Source organism: Trabulsiella odontotermitis, assembly GCF_001297775.1.
Classification (GTDB): domain Bacteria; phylum Pseudomonadota; class Gammaproteobacteria; order Enterobacterales; family Enterobacteriaceae; genus Trabulsiella; species Trabulsiella odontotermitis.
In genome coordinates this window covers 191,370-209,064 of the sequence record NZ_LIFX01000009.1, presented here as the reverse complement: position 1 = coordinate 209,064, position 17,695 = coordinate 191,370, and the positions used below count along the sequence as shown (strand labels likewise).

The window sequence follows — 17,695 nt, the reverse complement described above, 5'->3', positions numbered from 1 at the left end:
GTGGCTGATTATTGCATTTAATTCAGCTCGCTGTCTGCGGCATTTTTCATTTCCAGTGCGAAGTCGATAGCAGAGTAAGATAACTTTTGTCGATATGTTGAAAAAACAGCCGCTTGAACAGTCAAACTGGTCATTGATACCACTTTTATAAGTTAATGTATTGTTAAAAACGCTTTTCACCCAGGCGATTGATCACGTTTTACCGCTTCGTTAGAGCGAATTATCAGGGCTCGTCTTAAAATAAAGGTAAATATTGCTGCTGCGCAGTGCAGCGATGCCTTTTCCGCAATAAATTCACAAATACTTTTTTCAGGATGTAGATCGCAGCCGTTATTTTCAGTAGGTTATAGAAAGTTTGTTACTGTTTTATTTTCAGGCTGAGAAAGGGCTTGCGTCGCGTCGCGACCCACTTTAGCCGACGACTCAACAAACCATCATTACATAACGATGGAAGGGAAAATTATGCGTATTGGTGTACCAAAAGAGAGGTGGGCCCAGGAAACCCGGGTTGCTGCGACGCCAAAAACGGTGGAACAGTTACTCAAACTCGGTTTCGAGGTCGCCGTTGAAAGCAGCGCGGGGCATCTGGCCAGTTTCGACGACAGCGCCTTCGCAGCCGTGGGCGCGGAGATTGTGACCGGCAATGTCGTATGGCATTCGGATGTCATTCTCAAGGTGAATGCGCCGACGGACAAAGAGATCGCGTTGCTCAATCCGGGCACGACCTTAATCAGCTTTATCTGGCCTGCGCAAAACCCTGAACTGATGGAAAAGCTGGCGGCGCGCAACATTAACGTGATGGCGATGGATTCTGTACCGCGTATTTCACGTGCGCAGTCACTGGATGCCCTGAGCTCAATGGCTAACATCGCCGGTTATCGTGCGATCGTCGAAGCCGCTCACGAGTTCGGCCGCTTCTTTACCGGTCAGATCACCGCTGCCGGGAAAGTGCCGCCAGCCAAAGTGATGGTGATCGGCGCCGGGGTGGCAGGTCTTGCGGCCATTGGCGCGGCAAACAGCCTCGGCGCGATTGTCCGCGCGTTCGATACTCGCCCTGAAGTTAAAGAGCAGGTGCAGAGTATGGGCGCTGAGTTCCTCGAACTGGATTTTGAAGAAGAAGCGGGCAGTGGCGACGGTTACGCCAAAGTAATGTCAGAAGCCTTTATTAAGGCAGAAATGGCGCTTTTCGCCGCCCAGGCGAAAGAGGTGGACATCATCGTCACCACGGCGCTGATCCCCGGCAAACCCGCGCCGACGCTCATCACCCGTGAAATGGTCGACTCCATGACGCCGGGCAGCGTGATCGTTGACCTCGCGGCGCAAAACGGCGGTAACTGTGAATACACCATCGCCAACGAAGTGGTGACCACGCCGGGCGGCGTGAAGGTGATTGGCTATACAGATTTACCGGGGCGCCTGCCGACGCAGTCTTCTCAGCTGTATGGCACCAACCTGGTTAACCTGATGAAACTGCTGTGCAAAGAGAAAGACGGCACAGTCACCATTGATTTTGATGATGTCGTGGTGCGCGGCGTGACCGTGGTGCGTGAAGGCGAAATTACCTGGCCTGCACCGCCGATTCAGGTTTCTGCGCAACCGCAGGCGGCAAAAGTCAATACAGCGCCGAAAGCGCCAGAAAAACCGGCTTCACCGTGGCGTAAATACGCGCTGATGGCGCTGGTGATTATCCTGTTCGGCTGGCTGGCCGATGTGGCGCCGAAAGAGTTCCTCGGTCACTTCACCGTTTTCGCGCTCTCCTGCGTGGTGGGTTATTACGTGGTGTGGAACGTGTCGCATGCGCTGCATACGCCGTTGATGTCCGTCACCAACGCTATTTCGGGGATCATTGTTGTGGGTGCGTTGTTGCAGATCGGGCAGGGTGGCTGGGTCAGTTTCCTCAGTTTTATCGCGGTACTGATCGCCAGTATTAACATTTTTGGTGGTTTCACCGTCACTCAGCGCATGCTGAAAATGTTCCGCAAAGGGTAAGGGGTAACAAATGTCTGGTGGATTAGTTACAGCTGCATACATTGTTGCCGCGATCCTGTTTATTTTCAGTCTGGCGGGGCTTTCTAAGCATGAGACGTCTCAGCAGGGCAACTATTACGGTATCGCCGGGATGGCGATTGCGCTGGTCGCAACCATCTTCGGGCCGGATACCGGCAACGTGGCGTGGATCCTCGTCGCGATGATCATCGGTGGTGCTATCGGTATTCGTCTGGCGAAGAAAGTCGAAATGACGGAAATGCCGGAACTGGTGGCGATCCTGCACAGCTTTGTGGGTCTTGCGGCGGTGCTGGTTGGTTTCAACAGCTACCTTTACCACGAACCTGGCCTCGAACCGATTCTGGTGAACATTCATCTCACTGAAGTGTTCCTCGGTATCTTCATCGGTGCGGTGACCTTCACCGGTTCCATCGTGGCGTTTGGTAAGCTGCGCGGTAAGATCTCCTCTAAACCGCTGATGCTGCCGAACCGTCACAAAATGAACCTGGCGGCGCTGGTTGTCTCGTTCCTGTTGCTGATCGTGTTTGTACGTACCGAAAGCGTCGGGCTGCAGGTACTGGCACTGCTGGTGATGACCATTATTGCGCTGGCGTTTGGCTGGCATCTGGTGGCCTCCATCGGCGGCGCGGATATGCCGGTGGTGGTATCGATGCTGAACTCCTACTCGGGGTGGGCGGCCGCGGCGGCAGGCTTTATGCTGAGCAACGACCTGCTGATCGTGACCGGTGCGCTGGTCGGTTCGTCGGGTGCGATCCTCTCCTACATTATGTGTAAGGCGATGAACCGCTCGTTTATCAGCGTGATTGCCGGTGGTTTTGGTACTGATGGCTCTTCAACAGGCAGTGATGAAGAAGCGGGCGAGCACCGCGAAATCAGCGCCGAAGAGACGGCGGATTTACTGAAAAACTCGCATTCCGTCATCATCACCCCGGGCTACGGTATGGCGGTGGCGCAGGCGCAATATCCGGTGGCGGAAATCACCGAGAAACTGCGTGCGCGTGGTGTGAAGGTGCGTTTCGGTATCCACCCGGTGGCGGGGCGTCTGCCTGGTCACATGAACGTGCTGCTGGCGGAAGCGAAAGTGCCGTATGACATCGTGCTGGAAATGGACGAAATCAACGACGACTTTGCTGATACCGACACCGTGCTGGTGATCGGCGCTAACGACACCGTTAACCCGGCAGCGCAGGATGATCCGAAGAGTCCGATTGCCGGTATGCCGGTGCTGGAAGTGTGGAAAGCGCAAAACGTTATCGTCTTTAAGCGCTCGATGAACACCGGCTATGCCGGGGTACAGAACCCGCTGTTCTTCAAAGAGAACACGTCGATGCTCTTTGGCGATGCGAAAGCCAGCGTGGATGCGATCCTGAAAGAACTTTGATTGCCGTTCCCGTTGTTAAAGCCGCTTCTCATGAGGCGGCTTTTTTATTCACATATTTATTGCAAATGGTCAAAAAACACCCAGGCTGATGTGTTATACTGGTCAGGATTTAAACACGAATGAGGATGTTATGGATACCGAAATAACCCCGGCGCAGTTGGCCATTGAATACCTTCGTCGCGACACCAGCCTGTTGACGCCCGCACAGTACCTGAAAAAGCTGAAACAGCTGGAGCTGGAATTTGCCGATCTGATGGCGCTGTCTTCCAGTGAGCTGAAAGAAGAGATTTATTTTGCCTGGCGTTTGGGTATCCATTGATGTGATTCACGATGAGAAAGCCGCTCTGAGAGCGGCTTTTTTTGTGGTCAGTCGTCTTCTTCGTCGTCGAGTTCGACCGGTGTCTGATACTGTTCGGGTTTGAGCGCCAGCAGGTCACAGCGCAGATGGTCTATCACCTGTTCCGCGGTATTGCCGAGGAACGCCGCCGAGAGCCCGGTACGCCCCACGGTGCCCAGCACCACAATCCCCGCCTGCAGATGCTCTGCGAGATCCGGGATCACCTCCTCCGGCAAGCCTTTTTCCACATGCGTCAGCTCTTCGGCAATGGAAAACTTCTGCCGTAGCGCCTTCATTGCCAGCAGGTGTTGCCCGCGAATCGCGTCGTTATACACGCTGGGGTCAAAATCCGGCAGTTCGATAGCGATATTGATGGGAGTGACCGGGTAGGCGCCCACCAGATGGACTTCGGTATGGTTGATCTGCTCGGCCAGTTGCAGCGTCTCTTTGATAAGTTTTATGTTCAGCGAATCGTGATACGCCTCTTCACTGGCGAGGTTAACGGCGACCAGCGCTTTGCCGCCTTCCGGCCAGGGCTGATCTTTCACCATCCACACCGGGCAAGGGCATTTACGCAGCAGGTGCCAGTCGGTAGGGGTAAAGATAACCGCTTCCAGACGGTCATGCTGGTGCGTCATTTTCAGCAGCAGGTCGTGACCACCGCTGATGACTTCCTGGATGATGGCTTCAAACGGACGGTTGTGCCAGACCACTTTGATATCAATAGGAATACCGGCTTCCAGGTAATATTTTGCCTGTTCGCGGATCCATGCGGTGCGCTGGCTGATCACCCCCTGGCGCATTGCGGTGCGTTCGTCGGGGGAAAGCAGGGTCGTCATTTCATACGAAAAGTCGTAGATCGGTAAGAAGGCCTTAATACGACCTCCAATCCGCTGATGCAGATAAACAGCACGCCGTAACGCTGGCTGATCGTCCTGGTTTGGATCGATTGCCACCAGCATGTTTTGATACATTGCCATACAGGGTCTCCTTACAGCTGTAACTACATTCATTAACTAAAAGATAACCCATACGCGTAAAATGAAACAGCAAAGAGACGCTGTCAGATCAACAAATCAGAAAAAAGGATGAAATGTTGATGTTCGCGCATCTGTCTGTGAAAGAAGACATTATTCCAGCTCGCGACGCTGATGACATAACGGCACACCATAGGGACAGTATTCGAACTGGCAATGGTCTGTATCGTTGCAGTGACTAAGAAGTTCGTTATTATTACCAGGACAGGCGGATCTGACTTTGTAATATAACCATAAAGAGTGGCTGTAGGGGAAACAACTGATGAGTTTAATATCGCGTGATCGACCGTTCACAAATAAGCCTAAGTCACTGGTGGTCAACGTGTTACCCGGACGTAAAAAGTAGGAACCTTTATACCACACGATGATATCCAGATCCCCCGGCGTTGTGGCAACAGCATATGCCGTGCCGCTTCCCGGGCACACGATCATTTTCTTTATCTCCCAATGCATCTCACCTCCTTTATTCAAATAATCCTCCCATACCTTATTTATAACGATAGATCATCTTTTCGAAAATCAGCAACTCATAATAAGATTAACATCCACAGCATATACGAGCCATAAGACATTACGCACAAGAATTGATTAATGATAAAGAAGGGCTGGGTTATTTTTATACAAAAAATGGAGTGGTGATATTAATTACGTATTTCTAGTCTTATCCAGGCCAGAAATAAAAAAGCCGGAACGGGGACGCTCCGGCTATTGCATGAGAGGGTCGTACTGTCAGGCGACGTTACGCGCCTGGCCTGCCAGCACGGCCAGCGCATCACTGTTTTCGATGGTGATGTACTTGCCTTTCACCGCCAGCATGCCGCTTTTCTGGAAGCGACCTAACAGACGGCTGATCGTTTCGACCGTCAGGCCGAGGTAGTTACCGATGTCGCCACGGGTCATGGTCAGGCGGAACTCGCGAGGGGAGAAACCGCGCTGCGCGAAACGGCGGGACAGGTTATAGATAAACGCCGCCAGACGCTCTTCGGCATTTTTCTTGGAGAGCAGCAGGATCATATCCTGATCGCCTTTAATCTCGCCGCTCATCAGGCGCATCATTTGCTGGCGCAGGTTCGGCATTTTGCCTGACAGATCATCCAGCGTCTCAAACGGGATTTCGCAGACCATGGAGGTTTCCAGCGCTTGCGCAAAACTCGGATGATGACCGGTACCGATGGCGTCAAAACCGACTAAGTCACCCGCCAGGTGGAAACCGGTGATTTGCTCGTCGCCTTGCTCGGTGATGGTATAACTTTTGATGGTGCCTGAACGAATGGCATACAGCGATTTCAGCTCATCACCCGCTTTGAACAGGGTCTGTCCTTTCTGGATCGGCTTCTTACGCTCGATGATATTATCCAGCTGATCAAGCTCGTGCTCATTCAGCGTGAACGGGATACAGAGCTGGCTGATGCTGCAATCCTGACAGTGGATTGCGCAACCGCCAGACTGAATGCGTCGTATAATTCGCTTTTCCGGGATCATAAGTCTGCTCAAGCCGTAATTGATATTGGTCAATTTTAACATCTTTTTATGTGGCAAGTAAGTCTGGAGATCCCGTTTCACGCAATATTAGAAAGTGAAAAAGTCTCAAAACCGCAACTTTCTGAAAAACTGGCATTTATTTTAACGGTTCTGAGCCCTGAACTTACCGAACGGTTCCAGAAAGCACGGAACGCTAAAGCAGCAGGTAACCTTCGTGGCGTAACAGCCACTCTTTGCGCTGAACTCCGCCCGCATAACCGGTCATTGTGCCGTTGCGTCCGATGACGCGATGGCAGGGAACCACCACGCTGACCGGATTAGAACCGTTCGCTGCACCAACGGCGCGCGCGGCGCCGGGGCGGCCCAGCGCGTCAGCCAGTTGGCCGTAATGCATCACCTGACCGCAGGGAATGGTGCGCAGCGCCTGCCAGACTTCACGCTGAAACGGCGTGCCTGCGGTGGCGGAGGGCAGTGTGTTGATAATGGCCAGATCGCCGTCAAAATAATCGCGCAGTTTCTGGCTCAGACCGCCGGGGTTACTGGCCGCGATGCGCTGATAACCCTCCGCGCGATAATGAATATCGAGCAGTTGTTCCATACGATCGCTGTGCTCTTCCCACTCAACGGCACGCAGGTTAAATAGCTCATCGCACAGGATCCACAATGGTCCCAACGGCGTTGCGATCTTATCTTCGAGTATTTTCAGCATGCATATTCCTTTATATCGACAAGAGGAAGAGGTGGACTGCCGACACGATATCATGCCGTTTACATCAACAACATACCGGATATATCGCCCCAGCGGCGGGCAGGTATAAAAAAATCAGGGCCTGCCGACATCCGCCAGGCCCCGAAGTACACACAGCAATTCGTCCTTCATTTATCCCCGCACGTTTTCCCCTGTGCGAGCTAATAAAAGTTATAGCGGTTTGAGGAAATATTTCCATCTCTCTCATCATCTTATTTCACATTCAATTAACAAAATTGATAAATATTATTCTGAATACCATCTCGGTAAGTGAGGTTTAATTGTTAACAAATACCATATTGTGACAGTACGGTAGCACGGCTATAGTACTTCTTCAGACGTTGCTGGAGGATTGATGATGAACCCTGACGACAAATCGCTGTTTCTTGACGCCATGGAAGATGTCCGGCCCCTGAAACGATGTAACGATGTGCACTGGCAGCCGAACCGAAACACGCGCAAGCCGCAAACCCTCGACACCCTGCAACTCGACAATTTCCTGACCACCGGTTTTCTGGATGTGATCCCGCTGGGCACGCCACTGGAATTTAAACGCGAAGGGCTCCAGACCGGCGTGCTGGATAAACTGCGACAGGGGAAATACACCCAGCAGGCCAGCCTGAATCTGTTGCGCCAGCCAGTGGAGCAGTGCCGCCAGCAACTGTTCGCGTTTATCCATCAGGCCTGTGAAAAAGGTTTGCGCAACGTGCTGATTGTTCACGGAAAAGGGCGCGAGGATAAGTCTCATGCCAATATCGTCCGCAGTTATCTTGCGCGCTGGCTGACAGAGTTCGACGATGTTCAGGCGTTCTGCTGCGCCTTGCCGCACCACGGCGGAAACGGCGCCTGCTATGTGGCGTTGCGCAAATCGGCCGAAGCCCGTCTGGAAAACTGGGAACGTCACGCTAAGCGCAGTCGCTAGGTCACTTCGCGAGCGGAAAATTTTCATAGCGCGTGGTCCAGGCGGGAGAGAGCATCTCCCGTTTCATGGCCCAGGGTTGCTGGATGCCCTGACCGGCAAACCAGATCGTTCCCCGGCCTGATTTATTCAGCGAATCAATTACTCCCATCAACGCCGCGCTGTTTGCCTGCGGCTGAATCATATCGAACAGATTTAGCTGCGCCACGCCCTGGCTGTAAAAATCGCTGAGCATCACACCGGCTTTCATATAGCGACAGCCGTTGCGCCAGATGCGGTTCAGGTTTTCCGTCGCGACGCGGATGATGTCCCGCGTGTCGTTAGTGGGCGTGTTTAAACGACCAGAAGCCTGGTTAGCGTAATACACTTCGTTTTCCGCATGAGGACTGGTGCGCATAAACAGGCTGATGATGCAGCAATACTGTTTTTCTTCGCGCAACTTTTCCGCCGCGCGCTCCGCATAAGCGCACACGGCCTGATACATCTCGTCATATTGTGTGATGCGGTGACTGAAGGAGCGACTGTTGATGATCTGCTGTTTCGAGGGGGCAAATTCCTCCAGCGCCAGACAGGGCTCGCCACGGAGTTCACGCACGGTACGTTCCAGCACCACATTGAAGTGTTTGCGAATTACCCAGGTCGAGCAGTTCGCCAGATCCAGCGCGGTCTGAATGCCCATCAGATTCAGTTTTTTCGTGATCCGACGCCCCACGCCCCAGACTTCATCCGCAGGAACGCTGGCCAGCAGTTTCCGCTGCCGGTCGACGTTTGACAAATTCACCACCCCGCCAGTGTGTTGTTGCCATCGTTTGGCGGCATAGTTCGCCAGTTTGGCGAGCGTTTTCGTCTGCGCAATGCCGACGCCGACATACAGCCCGGTGTGCTTGTAAACGGTGTCCCGCACCTGTCGGCCAAACGTTTCCAGACTGAGACAGTTTTCAACGCCGGAGACGTCCAGAAATGCTTCATCGATAGAGTAAATTTCCATCGACGGCGCCATCGCGTCCAGCGTCAACATCACGCGATGGCTCATGTCGGCGTACAGTTCATAGTTAGAACTGAACACGCTGACGCCAAGACGTTGCAGATCGTTTTTGAGCTTAAAGTAGGGCTGCCCCATTTTCAGCCCAAGCTGTCTGGCCTCCGGCGAAAGGGAGATCAGACAGCCGTCGTTATTGGAAACCACGGCAATGGGTTTGCCTTTCAGGTCCGGGCGAAACACCCGTTCGCAGGAGGCGTAAAAACTGTTCACATCGACCAGGGCAAACATCAGCGATTCGCTTTTAGCGTAAAAGTGACGACACCAAAAATTTCCAGCGTCTCTTCACGGTGAATAATGATCGGGGAGAAAAGCGGGTTGCGCGGCATCAGTTGCAGCCGCGGACGTGTGCGCAGTTCTTTGACTGTGAATTCGCCTTCGACGGCGGCAATGACGATATCGCCATCCACGGCGGTGAGCGCGCGATCGACGATCAGTAAATCACCGTCGCCGATCCCGGCGTCGATCATTGAATCGCCAGTGGCACGGATGAAATAGGTGGCCGATGGGTGTCTGATGACGAACTTATTCAGATCAAAACTGCTTTCGACGTAATCCTGCGCAGGGCTCGGGAAACCGCAGGGGACGCGCTCAAGGAAGAGCGGTAACGCGTTGATGTCGCTGGTTTCAGACTGGCTGGCTGTTCGCATGATGGTGATCCTTACTGCATACTGTATTTATATACAGTATTGCGAATTAACGGAACGAATCAAGCGGCTTATCGGGTCTTCAGCCAAAGATATTGAAGTGTGAGGAAATTTAATCTGGCAGGAAAACAAACGGCAGGTTTCCCTGCCGTTGTGGTTTATAGCGTGCCGGTGCCACCGTCAGAACACCACACCTGGCCGGACGCGTAAGAACAGGCGTCGGAGGCGAGGGTAACGTACAGCGGCGCGATCTCAACCGGCTGGCCCGGGCGGCCCAGCGGTGCGTCTGCGCCAAACTGCTGCACTTTTTCTTCCGGCTGACCGCCGCTGGACTGTAACACGGTCCAGTAAGGCCCCGGCGCAACGGCGTTCACTCGAATGCCTTTCGGCCCGAGCTGTTTGGCCAGCGCTTTGGTGAAGGCCACCAGACAGGCTTTGGTCTGGGCGTAATCGAGAAGAATGGCGCTGGGTTTAAACGCCTGCACGGAGGAGGTGTTGATGATCACCGCGTTGGTTTTCAGGTGTCGCAGCGCGGCTTTAGTGATCCAGAACGTCGCATAAACGTTGGTTTTAAAGGTCGCGTCAAACGCCTCTGTCGTCAGTTCTTCAATGGATTCGCAATACTGCTGGCGGCCCGCGTTATTCACCAGAATATCCAGTCCGCCCAGTTGCTGTACGGCTTTTTCCACCAGAGATCCACAAAAGGCCTCATCACGAATATCCCCCGGGATCGGGATCGCTTTGCCGCCTTCCGCCTTGATGAGTTCAATCACGGTCTCCGCATCGCTCTCTTCTTCAGGCAGGTAGTTGATGGCGACGTCGGCGCCTTCACGGGCAAACGCGATAGCCACAGCGCGTCCTATCCCGGAGTCGCCACCGGTGATCAGCGCCTTTTTACCGAGAAGCCGTCCTGAGCCTTTGTAGCTGGTTTCACCATGATCGGGGATCGGTTTCATTTCCGATGCCAGCCCCGGCGGATTCTGTGGCTGTTTAACAAAGGGTGGGCGGGGATAGTGCTGCGAGTGGTTTGCGTTGTCACTCATAATTGGCCTCCTTGTACACGTGAGATTTAAGCGTAGACGTTGTTTCGCTGTTTGGGGAATAAATCAGAATAATTAGAGAAAATGTCTCTAAAATAATTTTATCGCACAGAGTGACAGCCTGTTACCTCATTATTTTTAAGATGTTATTCATATTTTGCCGCCTCGTTTATAACAACACAGGTCGTCATTTTCTATTTGACTATGCGGCAATAGCGGCTAGTTTTAAATATCCACGGCGATGATATGCAAATGCATGTCATTACTTTTTCAACAACACAGAAAGGTAACGTTATGGCAGAGCATAGAGGCGGTTCAGGTAATTTCGCAGAAGACCGTGAAAAAGCGTCTGACGCAGGACGTAAAGGCGGACAGCACAGCGGCGGGAATTTTAAAAATGACCCGGAACGTGCATCCGAAGCCGGGAAAAAAGGCGGCCAAAGTAGCCACGGCGGTGGCCGTAAATCTGGCGATAAATAAGTTTATGACTAATCTTTCATTGCAATTGTGAATGAAATGAGCATGCTGCGGGTCTACGGACTCGCAGCTTCCGGAAATAACACAGGAGCATACAGCATGAAACTTCAGACCATAGAAGATATCTTTATCCATCTATTATCTGATACTTATAGTGCAGAGAAACAACTCACCCGTGCCTTATCTAAACTGGCAAGGGAAGCCTCCAGTGAACAATTGAAAACCGCATTCAGCAGCCACCTTGAAGAGACTCAGGGGCAAATTGAGCGCATCGACCAGATCGTTGAGCAGGAAGCCAATGTTCGTATTAAGCGTATGAAATGTGTCGCAATGGAAGGGCTGATTGAAGAAGCCAACGAAGTCATTGAGTCCACGGAAAAAAATGAAGTTCGTGACGCCGCGTTAATTGCCGCCGCACAAAAAGTCGAGCACTACGAAATTGCCGCTTACGGTACGCTCTGTACCCTGGCAGAACAGCTCGGTTACAGAAAAGCGGTGAAACTTCTGGCGGAAACGCTGGAAGAGGAAAAAAGCGCCGATTTAAAACTCACCGATATCGCAGTCGGTAAAGTCAATCAGGGCGCACAAAAAACGGCATAACCGCGTTATCTATTGAAGGTTAACAGAAATGCATCTGTCGCCGCGCATTATTAAACGATGCCATCTTGCAGCCGCTGTTACATGGTGTGTCCTTGCCATTCCATCCGTTATCTGGTGGAAAAACAGCGTGCTGTGGGTAATTATTATCAGTATTTATGCAAATATTGTTGGTCATTTATCGGGTTATAGCGCCGCAAGAGCCGATCAGGCTGCCGAGGATGAAAATTCAAAATCTGAATAACTGATAAATATCGTGAGGAAGAATGATGACGCATATTGAAAATTATCATGCCTGGTTACGTGACGCCCATGCAATGGAAAAACAAGCAGAATCCATGCTTGAATCAATGGCAAGCCGGATAGAAAATTATCCGGATTTAAAAGCCAGAATTGAACAGCATCTTTTTGAAACAAAACGTCAGTTAACGGTCCTTGAAGGTATTATTGATCAGAACGGTATTTCCCGTTCCGTCATTAAAGATTCAGTGAGCAAACTGGCGGCGCTGGGGCAATCTATCGGCGGTATGTTCCCGTCAGACGAAATAGTCAAAGGCGCAATTAGCGGGTATGTCTTTGAGCAGTTTGAAATTGCCTGCTATACCTCGCTGTTGATCGCCGCTGAAAAAGCAGGGGACACCGCCTCCATCCCGGCGATTCAGACCATCCTTGCAGAAGAACGCAATATGGCCGACTGGTTATTGCAACATCTCCCTGAAGTGACTGAACAATTTATTCTGCGCTCAGAAGCAGAAGGCGTTGAAGCCAAAAAATAAATCGTCCGGGTAAATTCAGGAGATAATAATGGCTGAGTTAGATGCCTTTCATCTTGCCAGACTACAATTTGCGTTTACGGTCTCCTTTCATATCATTTTTCCAGCCCTGACCATCGGACTCGCCAGTTATCTGGTCGTTCTCGAAGGCATGTGGCTGAAAACCCGTAATGCGCTCTGGCGTTCGCTTTACCATTTCTGGCTCAGCATTTTTGCCGTCAATTTCGGGATGGGGGTGGTGTCGGGTCTGGTGATGGCCTATCAGTTCGGGACCAACTGGAGCGGCTTTTCGCAGTTTGCAGGAAGCATTACCGGGCCATTGCTGACCTACGAAGTGCTCACCGCCTTCTTTCTGGAGGCGGGGTTTCTTGGCGTCATGTTGTTTGGCTGGAATAAGGTCGGTCCAGGACTGCATTTTTTCGCCACCTGCATGGTCGCGCTGGGCACGCTGATGTCCACCTTCTGGATACTCGCCTCAAACAGCTGGATGCACACCCCGCAAGGCTTTCATATTGCCGACGGGCAGGTGGTGCCGGACAGCTGGATGGCAGTCATCTTTAACCCGTCGTTTCCGTGGCGACTGATTCATATGTCTACCGCCGCTTTCCTCAGTAGCGCGCTGTTCGTGGGCGCGTCGGCCGCGTGGCATCTGCTGCGGGGCAACGACACCCCGGCCATACGTAAAATGTTTTCCATGGCCCTGTGGATGGCGTTGCTGGTCGCCCCGGTCCAGGCCGTGATTGGCGATATGCACGGGCTGAATACGCTTGAACATCAACCCGCCAAAATCGCCGCCATAGAAGGGCACTGGGAAAACAAACCGGGAGAAGCGACGCCACTGCTGCTGTTTGGTCTGCCAGATATGGACGAAGAGCGGACCCGTTATCCGCTGGCCATCCCCGGGTTGGGCAGCTTGATTCTGACCCATAGCCTGGATAAGCAGGTGCCAGCCCTGAAAGATTTCCCTGCCGAAAACAGACCCAACTCGACGATTGTTTTCTGGTCGTTCCGCGTGATGGTCGGCGCCGGTCTGCTGATGATTGCGATGGGGCTGGCGGGACTCTGGCTGCGTTACAAAAAACGCCTTTATCAGTCGCGTCCCTTTTTGTGGTTCGCATTGGGCATGGGGCCGATGGGGCTGGTAGCCATTCTCGCCGGGTGGATAACCACGGAAGTCGGGCGCCAGCCGTGGGTGGTATATGGTCTGTTACGCACCCGGGATGCGGTTTCCGCTCACAGTACATTACAGATGAGTATCAGTCTGCTCGCCTTTATCGTGGTCTACTTTGCGGTATTCGGCGTTGGCTATCTGTATCTGATTCGGCTTATCAAAAAAGGCCCGAAACCGGAACAGGATCTGACCCTGCATACTGACGGTACCCCGGCACGCCCACTCTCTGCGGCGGAAAAATTACCACCACAGGAGAAATTCTGATGGGTATCGATGTTACGGTGATTTGGTTTGCGATCATTGTCTTTGCCACGTTGATGTACATCATCATGGATGGGTTCGATCTGGGCATCGGCCTCCTGTTCCTGTTTGTCCGCGGAAAAGAAGAACGGGACGCGATGGTGAACAGCGTGGCGCCCGTGTGGGATGGCAACGAAACCTGGCTGGTGCTTGGCGGGGCCGGGTTGTTTGGCGCTTTTCCTCTGGCCTATGCGGTGATCATTGATGCGCTGACCATTCCCCTGACCGCGATGCTGATTGGGCTGATCTTTCGCGGCGTGGCGTTTGAGTTTCGCTTCAAAGCGACGGAGGAACACCGGCCGTTCTGGGACTATGCTTTTATGGGCGGTTCGCTGCTGGCAACCTTCAGCCAGGGCGTTGTGGTGGGTGCCATTATTCACGGCTTCCCGGTCGTTAACCGCCAGTTCGCAGGCGGGGCGCTGGACTGGATCACCCCGTTTAATCTGTTCTGCGGTATCGGACTGATGGTGGCATACAGCCTGCTGGGCTCGACGTGGCTGATCCTCAAAAGCAGCGACGCGTTACAGGAGCACATGCGTGCGTTGTCGCGGGGGTTCCTGCTGGCGCTGCTGGTCGCCATCGCCATTGTCAGCCTGTGGACGCCGCTGGCGCTGCCGGAGATTGCCGAACGCTGGTTTTCATTTCCGAATATCGTCTACTTTATGCCGGTACCGGCGCTGGTTGTGGTCTTCAGCCTGTGGCTGTGGCGACAGACCCGACGCGCCAGCAGCCACGTCTGGCCATTTGTCCTGACATTAGGGCTCGTTTTTCTCGGTTTCAGCGGGCTGGGTATCAGCGTATGGCCGCATATTATTCCTCCGGATATTACGATCTGGCAGGCCGCGGCGCCGCTGGCCAGCCAGCGCTTTATGCTGGTCGGCACGTTGTTGATCGTGCCGGTGATCCTGGTATACACCGCATGGAGCTACTACGTCTTTCGCGGCAAAGTGCAAAGCGACGAAGGGTATCACTGATGGTACGAAAAATAGCAACCAGAACCGGGTGGATGATACTGATATGGCTGGGCAGCGTCCTGGCCTTGCTGGCGGTCAGTGCGTTGTTACGTTGGTTGATGACGCTGGCCGGTCTGCACTCATAAATCAACAAGAAAGGCGCAATCCCAAAATGAATGCTAAAAAGAGCTGGTATAGCCAGGCGGTTATTTATCAGATAGATACTTCGCTTTTTTATGATTCAAATGGTGACGGATGTGGCGACATAGAAGGGATCACCGAAAAGTTGCATTACATTCGCCGCCTCGGGGCGACGGCAATCTGGATAACCCCCTTTTACCTGACGCCGTTTCTGGATGAAGGTTATGACGTGACGGATCACCTGCAGCCGGATCCGCGTTTTGGCTCCATTTCGGCGTTTATTGAGTTTGTCAGTCAGGCGAAGGCGCTGGGATTGCGCGTCATCATAGAACTGGTTATTCAGCATACCTCGTCGCAGCATCCCTGGTTTCAGCAGGCGAGGCGCGACAAAAACTCACCCTACAGAGACTATTATCTCTGGGCTGACGAGCCCGATCCCAACGATGATCCGCCGATGTTTCCCGGTGTGGAGAAAAGCGTCTGGAGTTGGGACGACGAGGCAAAAAAGTATTACCGGCATATGTTTTATCATCACGAGCCTGATCTGAACCTGGCCTTACCGGCGGTGATTGAAGAGATCGACAACATTGTGTTGTTCTGGCTCAGGCTCGGCGTGTCGGGGTTTCGACTGGATGCGGCGTCGCACCTGACAAAGCAGGCCGGGAAAGGGGATGAAAAAAAGGGGTACTGGATCCTCAACCATCTGCGCCAGCTCGTTACCAGCACCAACCCGCAGGCGATTATTCTTGGCGAAGTGGACGTACCGGTAAAAGAGTATCGTCATTATTTTGGAGATGGCGATCGTCTGCATATCACGCTCAATTTCTGGTTAAACAAATACTTTTACGTCAGTCTGGCGCGGAAAAGCGCGCGGCCGGTGATCGACGCGCTGGATCAAATGATCACGCCGCCCGACGGATGCTGTTTTGCCAACTGGCTACGCAACCATGATGAACTGGATCTGGAAGGCATCGGCGAGGCCGACAAGAAAGCGGTGCTGAAAGCGTTCGCGCCGGATAAGACGATGTACGTTTATCAACGCGGCATCCGGCGGCGGCTGGCACCCATGCTGTCGGGGAATATTCAGCACCTGGCGGTGGCGCATGCCATATTGCTGTCGTTGCCTGGTGTACCAGTGATGCGCTACGGTGATGAAATCGGTATGGGTGACGATCTGCGTCTTGAAGAGCGGTATGCGGTACGAACGCCCATGCAGTGGTCATCCCGCGAAGCCGCCGGGTTTTCCAGCGCGGCTCCGGATGAGCTAATCCGATCGCCCATCTCGTCCGGCCCATGGCGCTATCAGCAGGTGAATGTTGAAAAGGCGTTGCTGAGCCGAAACTCGTTGCTGCACCGGATTATCGATATGGTCAATGCGCGGGCGGTACTGCCGGAAATCGGCAATGCGCCGTTTACCCTTGTCCGCGTCGAGCAGGCGTCCGTGCTGGTCATTCTCTATCAAAGTGAAACCAAAAGAGTGCTGACGCTGGCCAATTTCAGCGATCGTCCCGCCTGCGTTACTCTCGAACAACTGGCAGACGGGTACTGGGAAGCCTGCCTCGAAGACAAACACTATTCAGCGCCCGATGCTGAGACGGGCGTTGAACTTGGCGGTTATGGCTACCGGTGGTTCAGCCAACAATGCGACTAGCGTTTTCGCTGTAACAACCGCGCCAGCACCACCACGCCGGTGACCACTGCCGCACAGGAGAGGGCTTTGCCGGGCAGGTCGGAGGGGACGTTCAGCGCCTGGTGTCTGGCGCCCTCGCCGAAGCGTCCGTGGGTGTGGTGGTGACCCTGTAACGGCGTAAACAGGTTGTCTGGCTGGCCGTCAAAATGCGGCTCATCGGTGAGCTGACCCGTCCAGGCTTTCCTGACCATCAGGCGATCGAGAAAGCGCGGGAACAAAAACTGGCCGACAATCGACTGTAACGTGCTTTTGCCCACCCACAGTTCGCGAACCGGGCGCCGGGTAACGGAATAAATCGCCTCCGCAGCGACTTCTGGCTGGTAGACCGGTGGCACCGGTTGCATCGCGAACCCCATTTTGTTGCGCGCCCATGCGAACTGCGGCGTGTTCATGCCCGGCAACTGCACCATGGTTATCCGGATGCCGCTTTTCTCATACATCAGTTCTGTACGCACCGCATCAGTAAAACCGCGAATCGCCGCTTTTGCGCCGCAATAGGCCGATTGCAGGGGAATGGAGCGGTAAGCGAGCGCGGATCCCACCTGAATAATAACGCCACGATTTCGCGGCCCCATCATCGCAAGTGCCGCCCGGGTGCCGTTGACGAAGCCAAAATAGGTCACTTCCGTCACACGCCGAAACTCGTCGTGGTTCATCTCTGTAAACGGCGAGAGTACGGCACACATGGCGTTATTGACCCAGACCGCGATCTCACCGAGGTTGTCTTCGGTCTCACGCGCTGCCCGCATTACGGCATCGGCATCAGCCACATCGACGCTGAAAACCTGCACCCTGACGCCACGGCGTTCACAGGCGACGCGCGTGGCTTCCAGACCGGCATCGCCCCTGGCGAAAACGGCAATATCGTATCCTGCATCGGCAAAACGCAGTGCGGTAGCTTTTCCTGCCCCCGCGCTGCCACCGGTAATCACAACGACAGACATACAGACCTCGAT

The 17,695-nt window shown here is 53.4% G+C and carries 20 protein-coding genes; 12 read left to right on the top strand and 8 right to left on the bottom strand.

Features of this window, described 5'->3' with window-relative positions; translation table 11 throughout:
* The first annotated feature begins 462 nt into the window (after nt 1-462).
* The 3 genes from pntA to AOY23_RS13775 all read left to right on the top strand — a co-directional run bounded on the left by pntA (nt 463) and on the right by AOY23_RS13775 (nt 3,707).
* Nucleotides 463-1,989, top strand: a complete 1,527-nt coding sequence (pntA, locus tag AOY23_RS13785; protein ID WP_054180179.1) for a Re/Si-specific NAD(P)(+) transhydrogenase subunit alpha — start codon at nt 463-465, stop codon at nt 1,987-1,989.
* Between the two features lie 10 nt (nt 1,990-1,999).
* Nucleotides 2,000-3,388: a Re/Si-specific NAD(P)(+) transhydrogenase subunit beta gene (gene pntB, locus AOY23_RS13780; protein ID WP_054180178.1), complete on the top strand. Its 1,389-nt coding sequence runs from the start codon at nt 2,000-2,002 to the stop codon at nt 3,386-3,388.
* 130 nt (nt 3,389-3,518) lie between these two features.
* Nucleotides 3,519-3,707: a YdiH family protein gene (locus AOY23_RS13775; RefSeq protein WP_038154034.1), complete on the top strand. Its 189-nt coding sequence runs from the start codon at nt 3,519-3,521 to the stop codon at nt 3,705-3,707.
* A 47-nt stretch (nt 3,708-3,754) separates the two neighbouring features.
* On the opposite strand, the gene uspE is transcribed toward AOY23_RS13775, so the two are convergent.
* The 4 genes from uspE to ogt form a co-directional block, all read right to left on the bottom strand.
* Nucleotides 3,755-4,705 (bottom strand): universal stress protein UspE, encoded by a 951-nt coding sequence (uspE, locus tag AOY23_RS13770; RefSeq protein ID WP_054180177.1) that lies wholly within the window; start codon nt 4,703-4,705, stop codon nt 3,755-3,757.
* Nucleotides 4,706-4,855: 150 nt separating this feature from the next.
* Nucleotides 4,856-5,215: a hypothetical protein gene (locus AOY23_RS23310; RefSeq protein ID WP_072171006.1), complete on the bottom strand. Its 360-nt coding sequence runs from the start codon at nt 5,213-5,215 to the stop codon at nt 4,856-4,858.
* Between the two features lie 276 nt (nt 5,216-5,491).
* Nucleotides 5,492-6,244 (bottom strand): fumarate/nitrate reduction transcriptional regulator Fnr, encoded by a 753-nt coding sequence (gene fnr, locus AOY23_RS13765; protein ID WP_152958553.1) that lies wholly within the window; start codon nt 6,242-6,244, stop codon nt 5,492-5,494.
* A 193-nt stretch (nt 6,245-6,437) separates the two neighbouring features.
* Nucleotides 6,438-6,953: a methylated-DNA--[protein]-cysteine S-methyltransferase gene (gene ogt / locus AOY23_RS13760; protein ID WP_054180175.1), complete on the bottom strand. Its 516-nt coding sequence runs from the start codon at nt 6,951-6,953 to the stop codon at nt 6,438-6,440.
* Nucleotides 6,954-7,350: 397 nt separating this feature from the next.
* Between ogt and smrA the strand changes: the two genes are divergently transcribed.
* On the top strand, nt 7,351-7,914 hold the full coding sequence (gene smrA, locus AOY23_RS13755) for a DNA endonuclease SmrA (protein WP_054180196.1): 564 nt from the start codon (nt 7,351-7,353) through the stop codon (nt 7,912-7,914).
* A 1-nt stretch (nt 7,915) separates the two neighbouring features.
* Here smrA and umuC read toward each other — a convergent pair whose 3' ends face one another.
* The 3 genes from umuC to AOY23_RS13740 all read right to left on the bottom strand — a co-directional run bounded on the left by umuC (nt 7,916) and on the right by AOY23_RS13740 (nt 10,640).
* Entirely contained in the window at nt 7,916-9,181 is a 1,266-nt protein-coding gene (gene umuC / locus AOY23_RS13750; protein WP_054180174.1) for a translesion error-prone DNA polymerase V subunit UmuC, read from the bottom strand.
* Nucleotides 9,181-9,600 carry a translesion error-prone DNA polymerase V autoproteolytic subunit gene (gene umuD, locus AOY23_RS13745; protein ID WP_054180173.1) on the bottom strand — a complete coding sequence of 140 codons (420 nt, stop codon included), beginning with the start codon at nt 9,598-9,600 and terminating at the stop codon, nt 9,181-9,183. The genes umuC and umuD overlap by 1 nt, the downstream gene beginning before the upstream one ends.
* A 155-nt stretch (nt 9,601-9,755) precedes the next feature.
* Entirely contained in the window at nt 9,756-10,640 is an 885-nt protein-coding gene (locus AOY23_RS13740) for an SDR family oxidoreductase (protein ID WP_054180172.1), read from the bottom strand.
* A 291-nt stretch (nt 10,641-10,931) separates the two neighbouring features.
* On the opposite strand from AOY23_RS13740, the gene AOY23_RS13735 reads away from it, so the two are divergent.
* The 8 genes from AOY23_RS13735 to AOY23_RS13705 all read left to right on the top strand — a co-directional run bounded on the left by AOY23_RS13735 (nt 10,932) and on the right by AOY23_RS13705 (nt 16,700).
* Nucleotides 10,932-11,117, top strand: a complete 186-nt coding sequence (locus tag AOY23_RS13735) for a con-10 family general stress protein (RefSeq protein WP_054180171.1) — start codon at nt 10,932-10,934, stop codon at nt 11,115-11,117.
* A 96-nt stretch (nt 11,118-11,213) separates the two neighbouring features.
* The gene (locus AOY23_RS13730; protein WP_054180170.1) at nt 11,214-11,714 is read left to right on the top strand and encodes a YciE/YciF ferroxidase family protein; all 501 of its coding nucleotides are present in this window, start codon (nt 11,214-11,216) and stop codon (nt 11,712-11,714) included.
* Nucleotides 11,715-11,742: 28 nt separating this feature from the next.
* Nucleotides 11,743-11,955, top strand: a complete 213-nt coding sequence (locus AOY23_RS13725) for a hypothetical protein (protein ID WP_054180169.1) — start codon at nt 11,743-11,745, stop codon at nt 11,953-11,955.
* Nucleotides 11,956-11,980: 25 nt separating this feature from the next.
* Nucleotides 11,981-12,487 (top strand): ferritin-like domain-containing protein, encoded by a 507-nt coding sequence (locus AOY23_RS13720; RefSeq protein ID WP_054180168.1) that lies wholly within the window; start codon nt 11,981-11,983, stop codon nt 12,485-12,487.
* Between the two features lie 28 nt (nt 12,488-12,515).
* Nucleotides 12,516-13,919 (top strand): cytochrome ubiquinol oxidase subunit I, encoded by a 1,404-nt coding sequence (locus tag AOY23_RS13715; protein WP_054180167.1) that lies wholly within the window; start codon nt 12,516-12,518, stop codon nt 13,917-13,919.
* Complete coding sequence (gene cydB / locus AOY23_RS13710) at nt 13,919-14,929, top strand: cytochrome d ubiquinol oxidase subunit II (RefSeq protein WP_054180166.1); 1,011 nt, start codon at nt 13,919-13,921, stop codon at nt 14,927-14,929. Before AOY23_RS13715 ends, cydB begins: the two co-directional genes overlap by 1 nt.
* The gene (locus AOY23_RS21850; protein WP_407830027.1) at nt 14,875-15,054 is read left to right on the top strand and encodes a DUF2474 family protein; all 180 of its coding nucleotides are present in this window, start codon (nt 14,875-14,877) and stop codon (nt 15,052-15,054) included. Before cydB ends, AOY23_RS21850 begins: the two co-directional genes overlap by 55 nt.
* 26 nt (nt 15,055-15,080) lie before the next feature.
* Nucleotides 15,081-16,700 (top strand): alpha-amylase family protein, encoded by a 1,620-nt coding sequence (locus tag AOY23_RS13705; protein ID WP_054180165.1) that lies wholly within the window; start codon nt 15,081-15,083, stop codon nt 16,698-16,700.
* On the opposite strand, the gene AOY23_RS13700 is transcribed toward AOY23_RS13705, so the two are convergent.
* Nucleotides 16,697-17,683, bottom strand: a complete 987-nt coding sequence (locus AOY23_RS13700; RefSeq protein ID WP_054180164.1) for an SDR family oxidoreductase — start codon at nt 17,681-17,683, stop codon at nt 16,697-16,699. The two genes, AOY23_RS13705 and AOY23_RS13700, sit on opposite strands and share 4 nt — an antisense overlap.
* Between the last annotated feature and the right edge of the window lie 12 nt (nt 17,684-17,695).

What these genes read in the sequence shown, in the direction of transcription:
- AOY23_RS13730 (WP_054180170.1), top strand. Translation starts at nt 11,214, where the DNA reads ATGAAACTTCAGACCATAGAAGATATCTTTATCCATCTATTATCTGAT.
- umuD (WP_054180173.1), bottom strand. Translation starts at nt 9,600, where the DNA reads ATGCGAACAGCCAGCCAGTCTGAAACCAGCGACATCAACGCGTTACCG.
- cydB (WP_054180166.1), top strand. Translation starts at nt 13,919, where the DNA reads ATGGGTATCGATGTTACGGTGATTTGGTTTGCGATCATTGTCTTTGCC.
- AOY23_RS13705 (WP_054180165.1), top strand. Translation starts at nt 15,081, where the DNA reads ATGAATGCTAAAAAGAGCTGGTATAGCCAGGCGGTTATTTATCAGATA.
- AOY23_RS13725 (WP_054180169.1), top strand. Translation starts at nt 11,743, where the DNA reads ATGCATCTGTCGCCGCGCATTATTAAACGATGCCATCTTGCAGCCGCT.
- umuC (WP_054180174.1), bottom strand. Translation starts at nt 9,181, where the DNA reads ATGTTTGCCCTGGTCGATGTGAACAGTTTTTACGCCTCCTGCGAACGG.
- AOY23_RS13775 (WP_038154034.1), top strand. Translation starts at nt 3,519, where the DNA reads ATGGATACCGAAATAACCCCGGCGCAGTTGGCCATTGAATACCTTCGT.
- pntA (WP_054180179.1), top strand. Translation starts at nt 463, where the DNA reads ATGCGTATTGGTGTACCAAAAGAGAGGTGGGCCCAGGAAACCCGGGTT.
- AOY23_RS13700 (WP_054180164.1), bottom strand. Translation starts at nt 17,683, where the DNA reads ATGTCTGTCGTTGTGATTACCGGTGGCAGCGCGGGGGCAGGAAAAGCT.
- AOY23_RS13740 (WP_054180172.1), bottom strand. Translation starts at nt 10,640, where the DNA reads ATGAGTGACAACGCAAACCACTCGCAGCACTATCCCCGCCCACCCTTT.
- AOY23_RS13735 (WP_054180171.1), top strand. Translation starts at nt 10,932, where the DNA reads ATGGCAGAGCATAGAGGCGGTTCAGGTAATTTCGCAGAAGACCGTGAA.
- pntB (WP_054180178.1), top strand. Translation starts at nt 2,000, where the DNA reads ATGTCTGGTGGATTAGTTACAGCTGCATACATTGTTGCCGCGATCCTG.
- AOY23_RS13715 (WP_054180167.1), top strand. Translation starts at nt 12,516, where the DNA reads ATGGCTGAGTTAGATGCCTTTCATCTTGCCAGACTACAATTTGCGTTT.
- uspE (WP_054180177.1), bottom strand. Translation starts at nt 4,705, where the DNA reads ATGGCAATGTATCAAAACATGCTGGTGGCAATCGATCCAAACCAGGAC.
- fnr (WP_152958553.1), bottom strand. Translation starts at nt 6,244, where the DNA reads ATGATCCCGGAAAAGCGAATTATACGACGCATTCAGTCTGGCGGTTGC.
- AOY23_RS13720 (WP_054180168.1), top strand. Translation starts at nt 11,981, where the DNA reads ATGACGCATATTGAAAATTATCATGCCTGGTTACGTGACGCCCATGCA.
- smrA (WP_054180196.1), top strand. Translation starts at nt 7,351, where the DNA reads ATGAACCCTGACGACAAATCGCTGTTTCTTGACGCCATGGAAGATGTC.
- AOY23_RS23310 (WP_072171006.1), bottom strand. Translation starts at nt 5,215, where the DNA reads ATGCATTGGGAGATAAAGAAAATGATCGTGTGCCCGGGAAGCGGCACG.
- AOY23_RS21850 (WP_407830027.1), top strand. Translation starts at nt 14,875, where the DNA reads ATGGAGCTACTACGTCTTTCGCGGCAAAGTGCAAAGCGACGAAGGGTA.
- ogt (WP_054180175.1), bottom strand. Translation starts at nt 6,953, where the DNA reads ATGCTGAAAATACTCGAAGATAAGATCGCAACGCCGTTGGGACCATTG.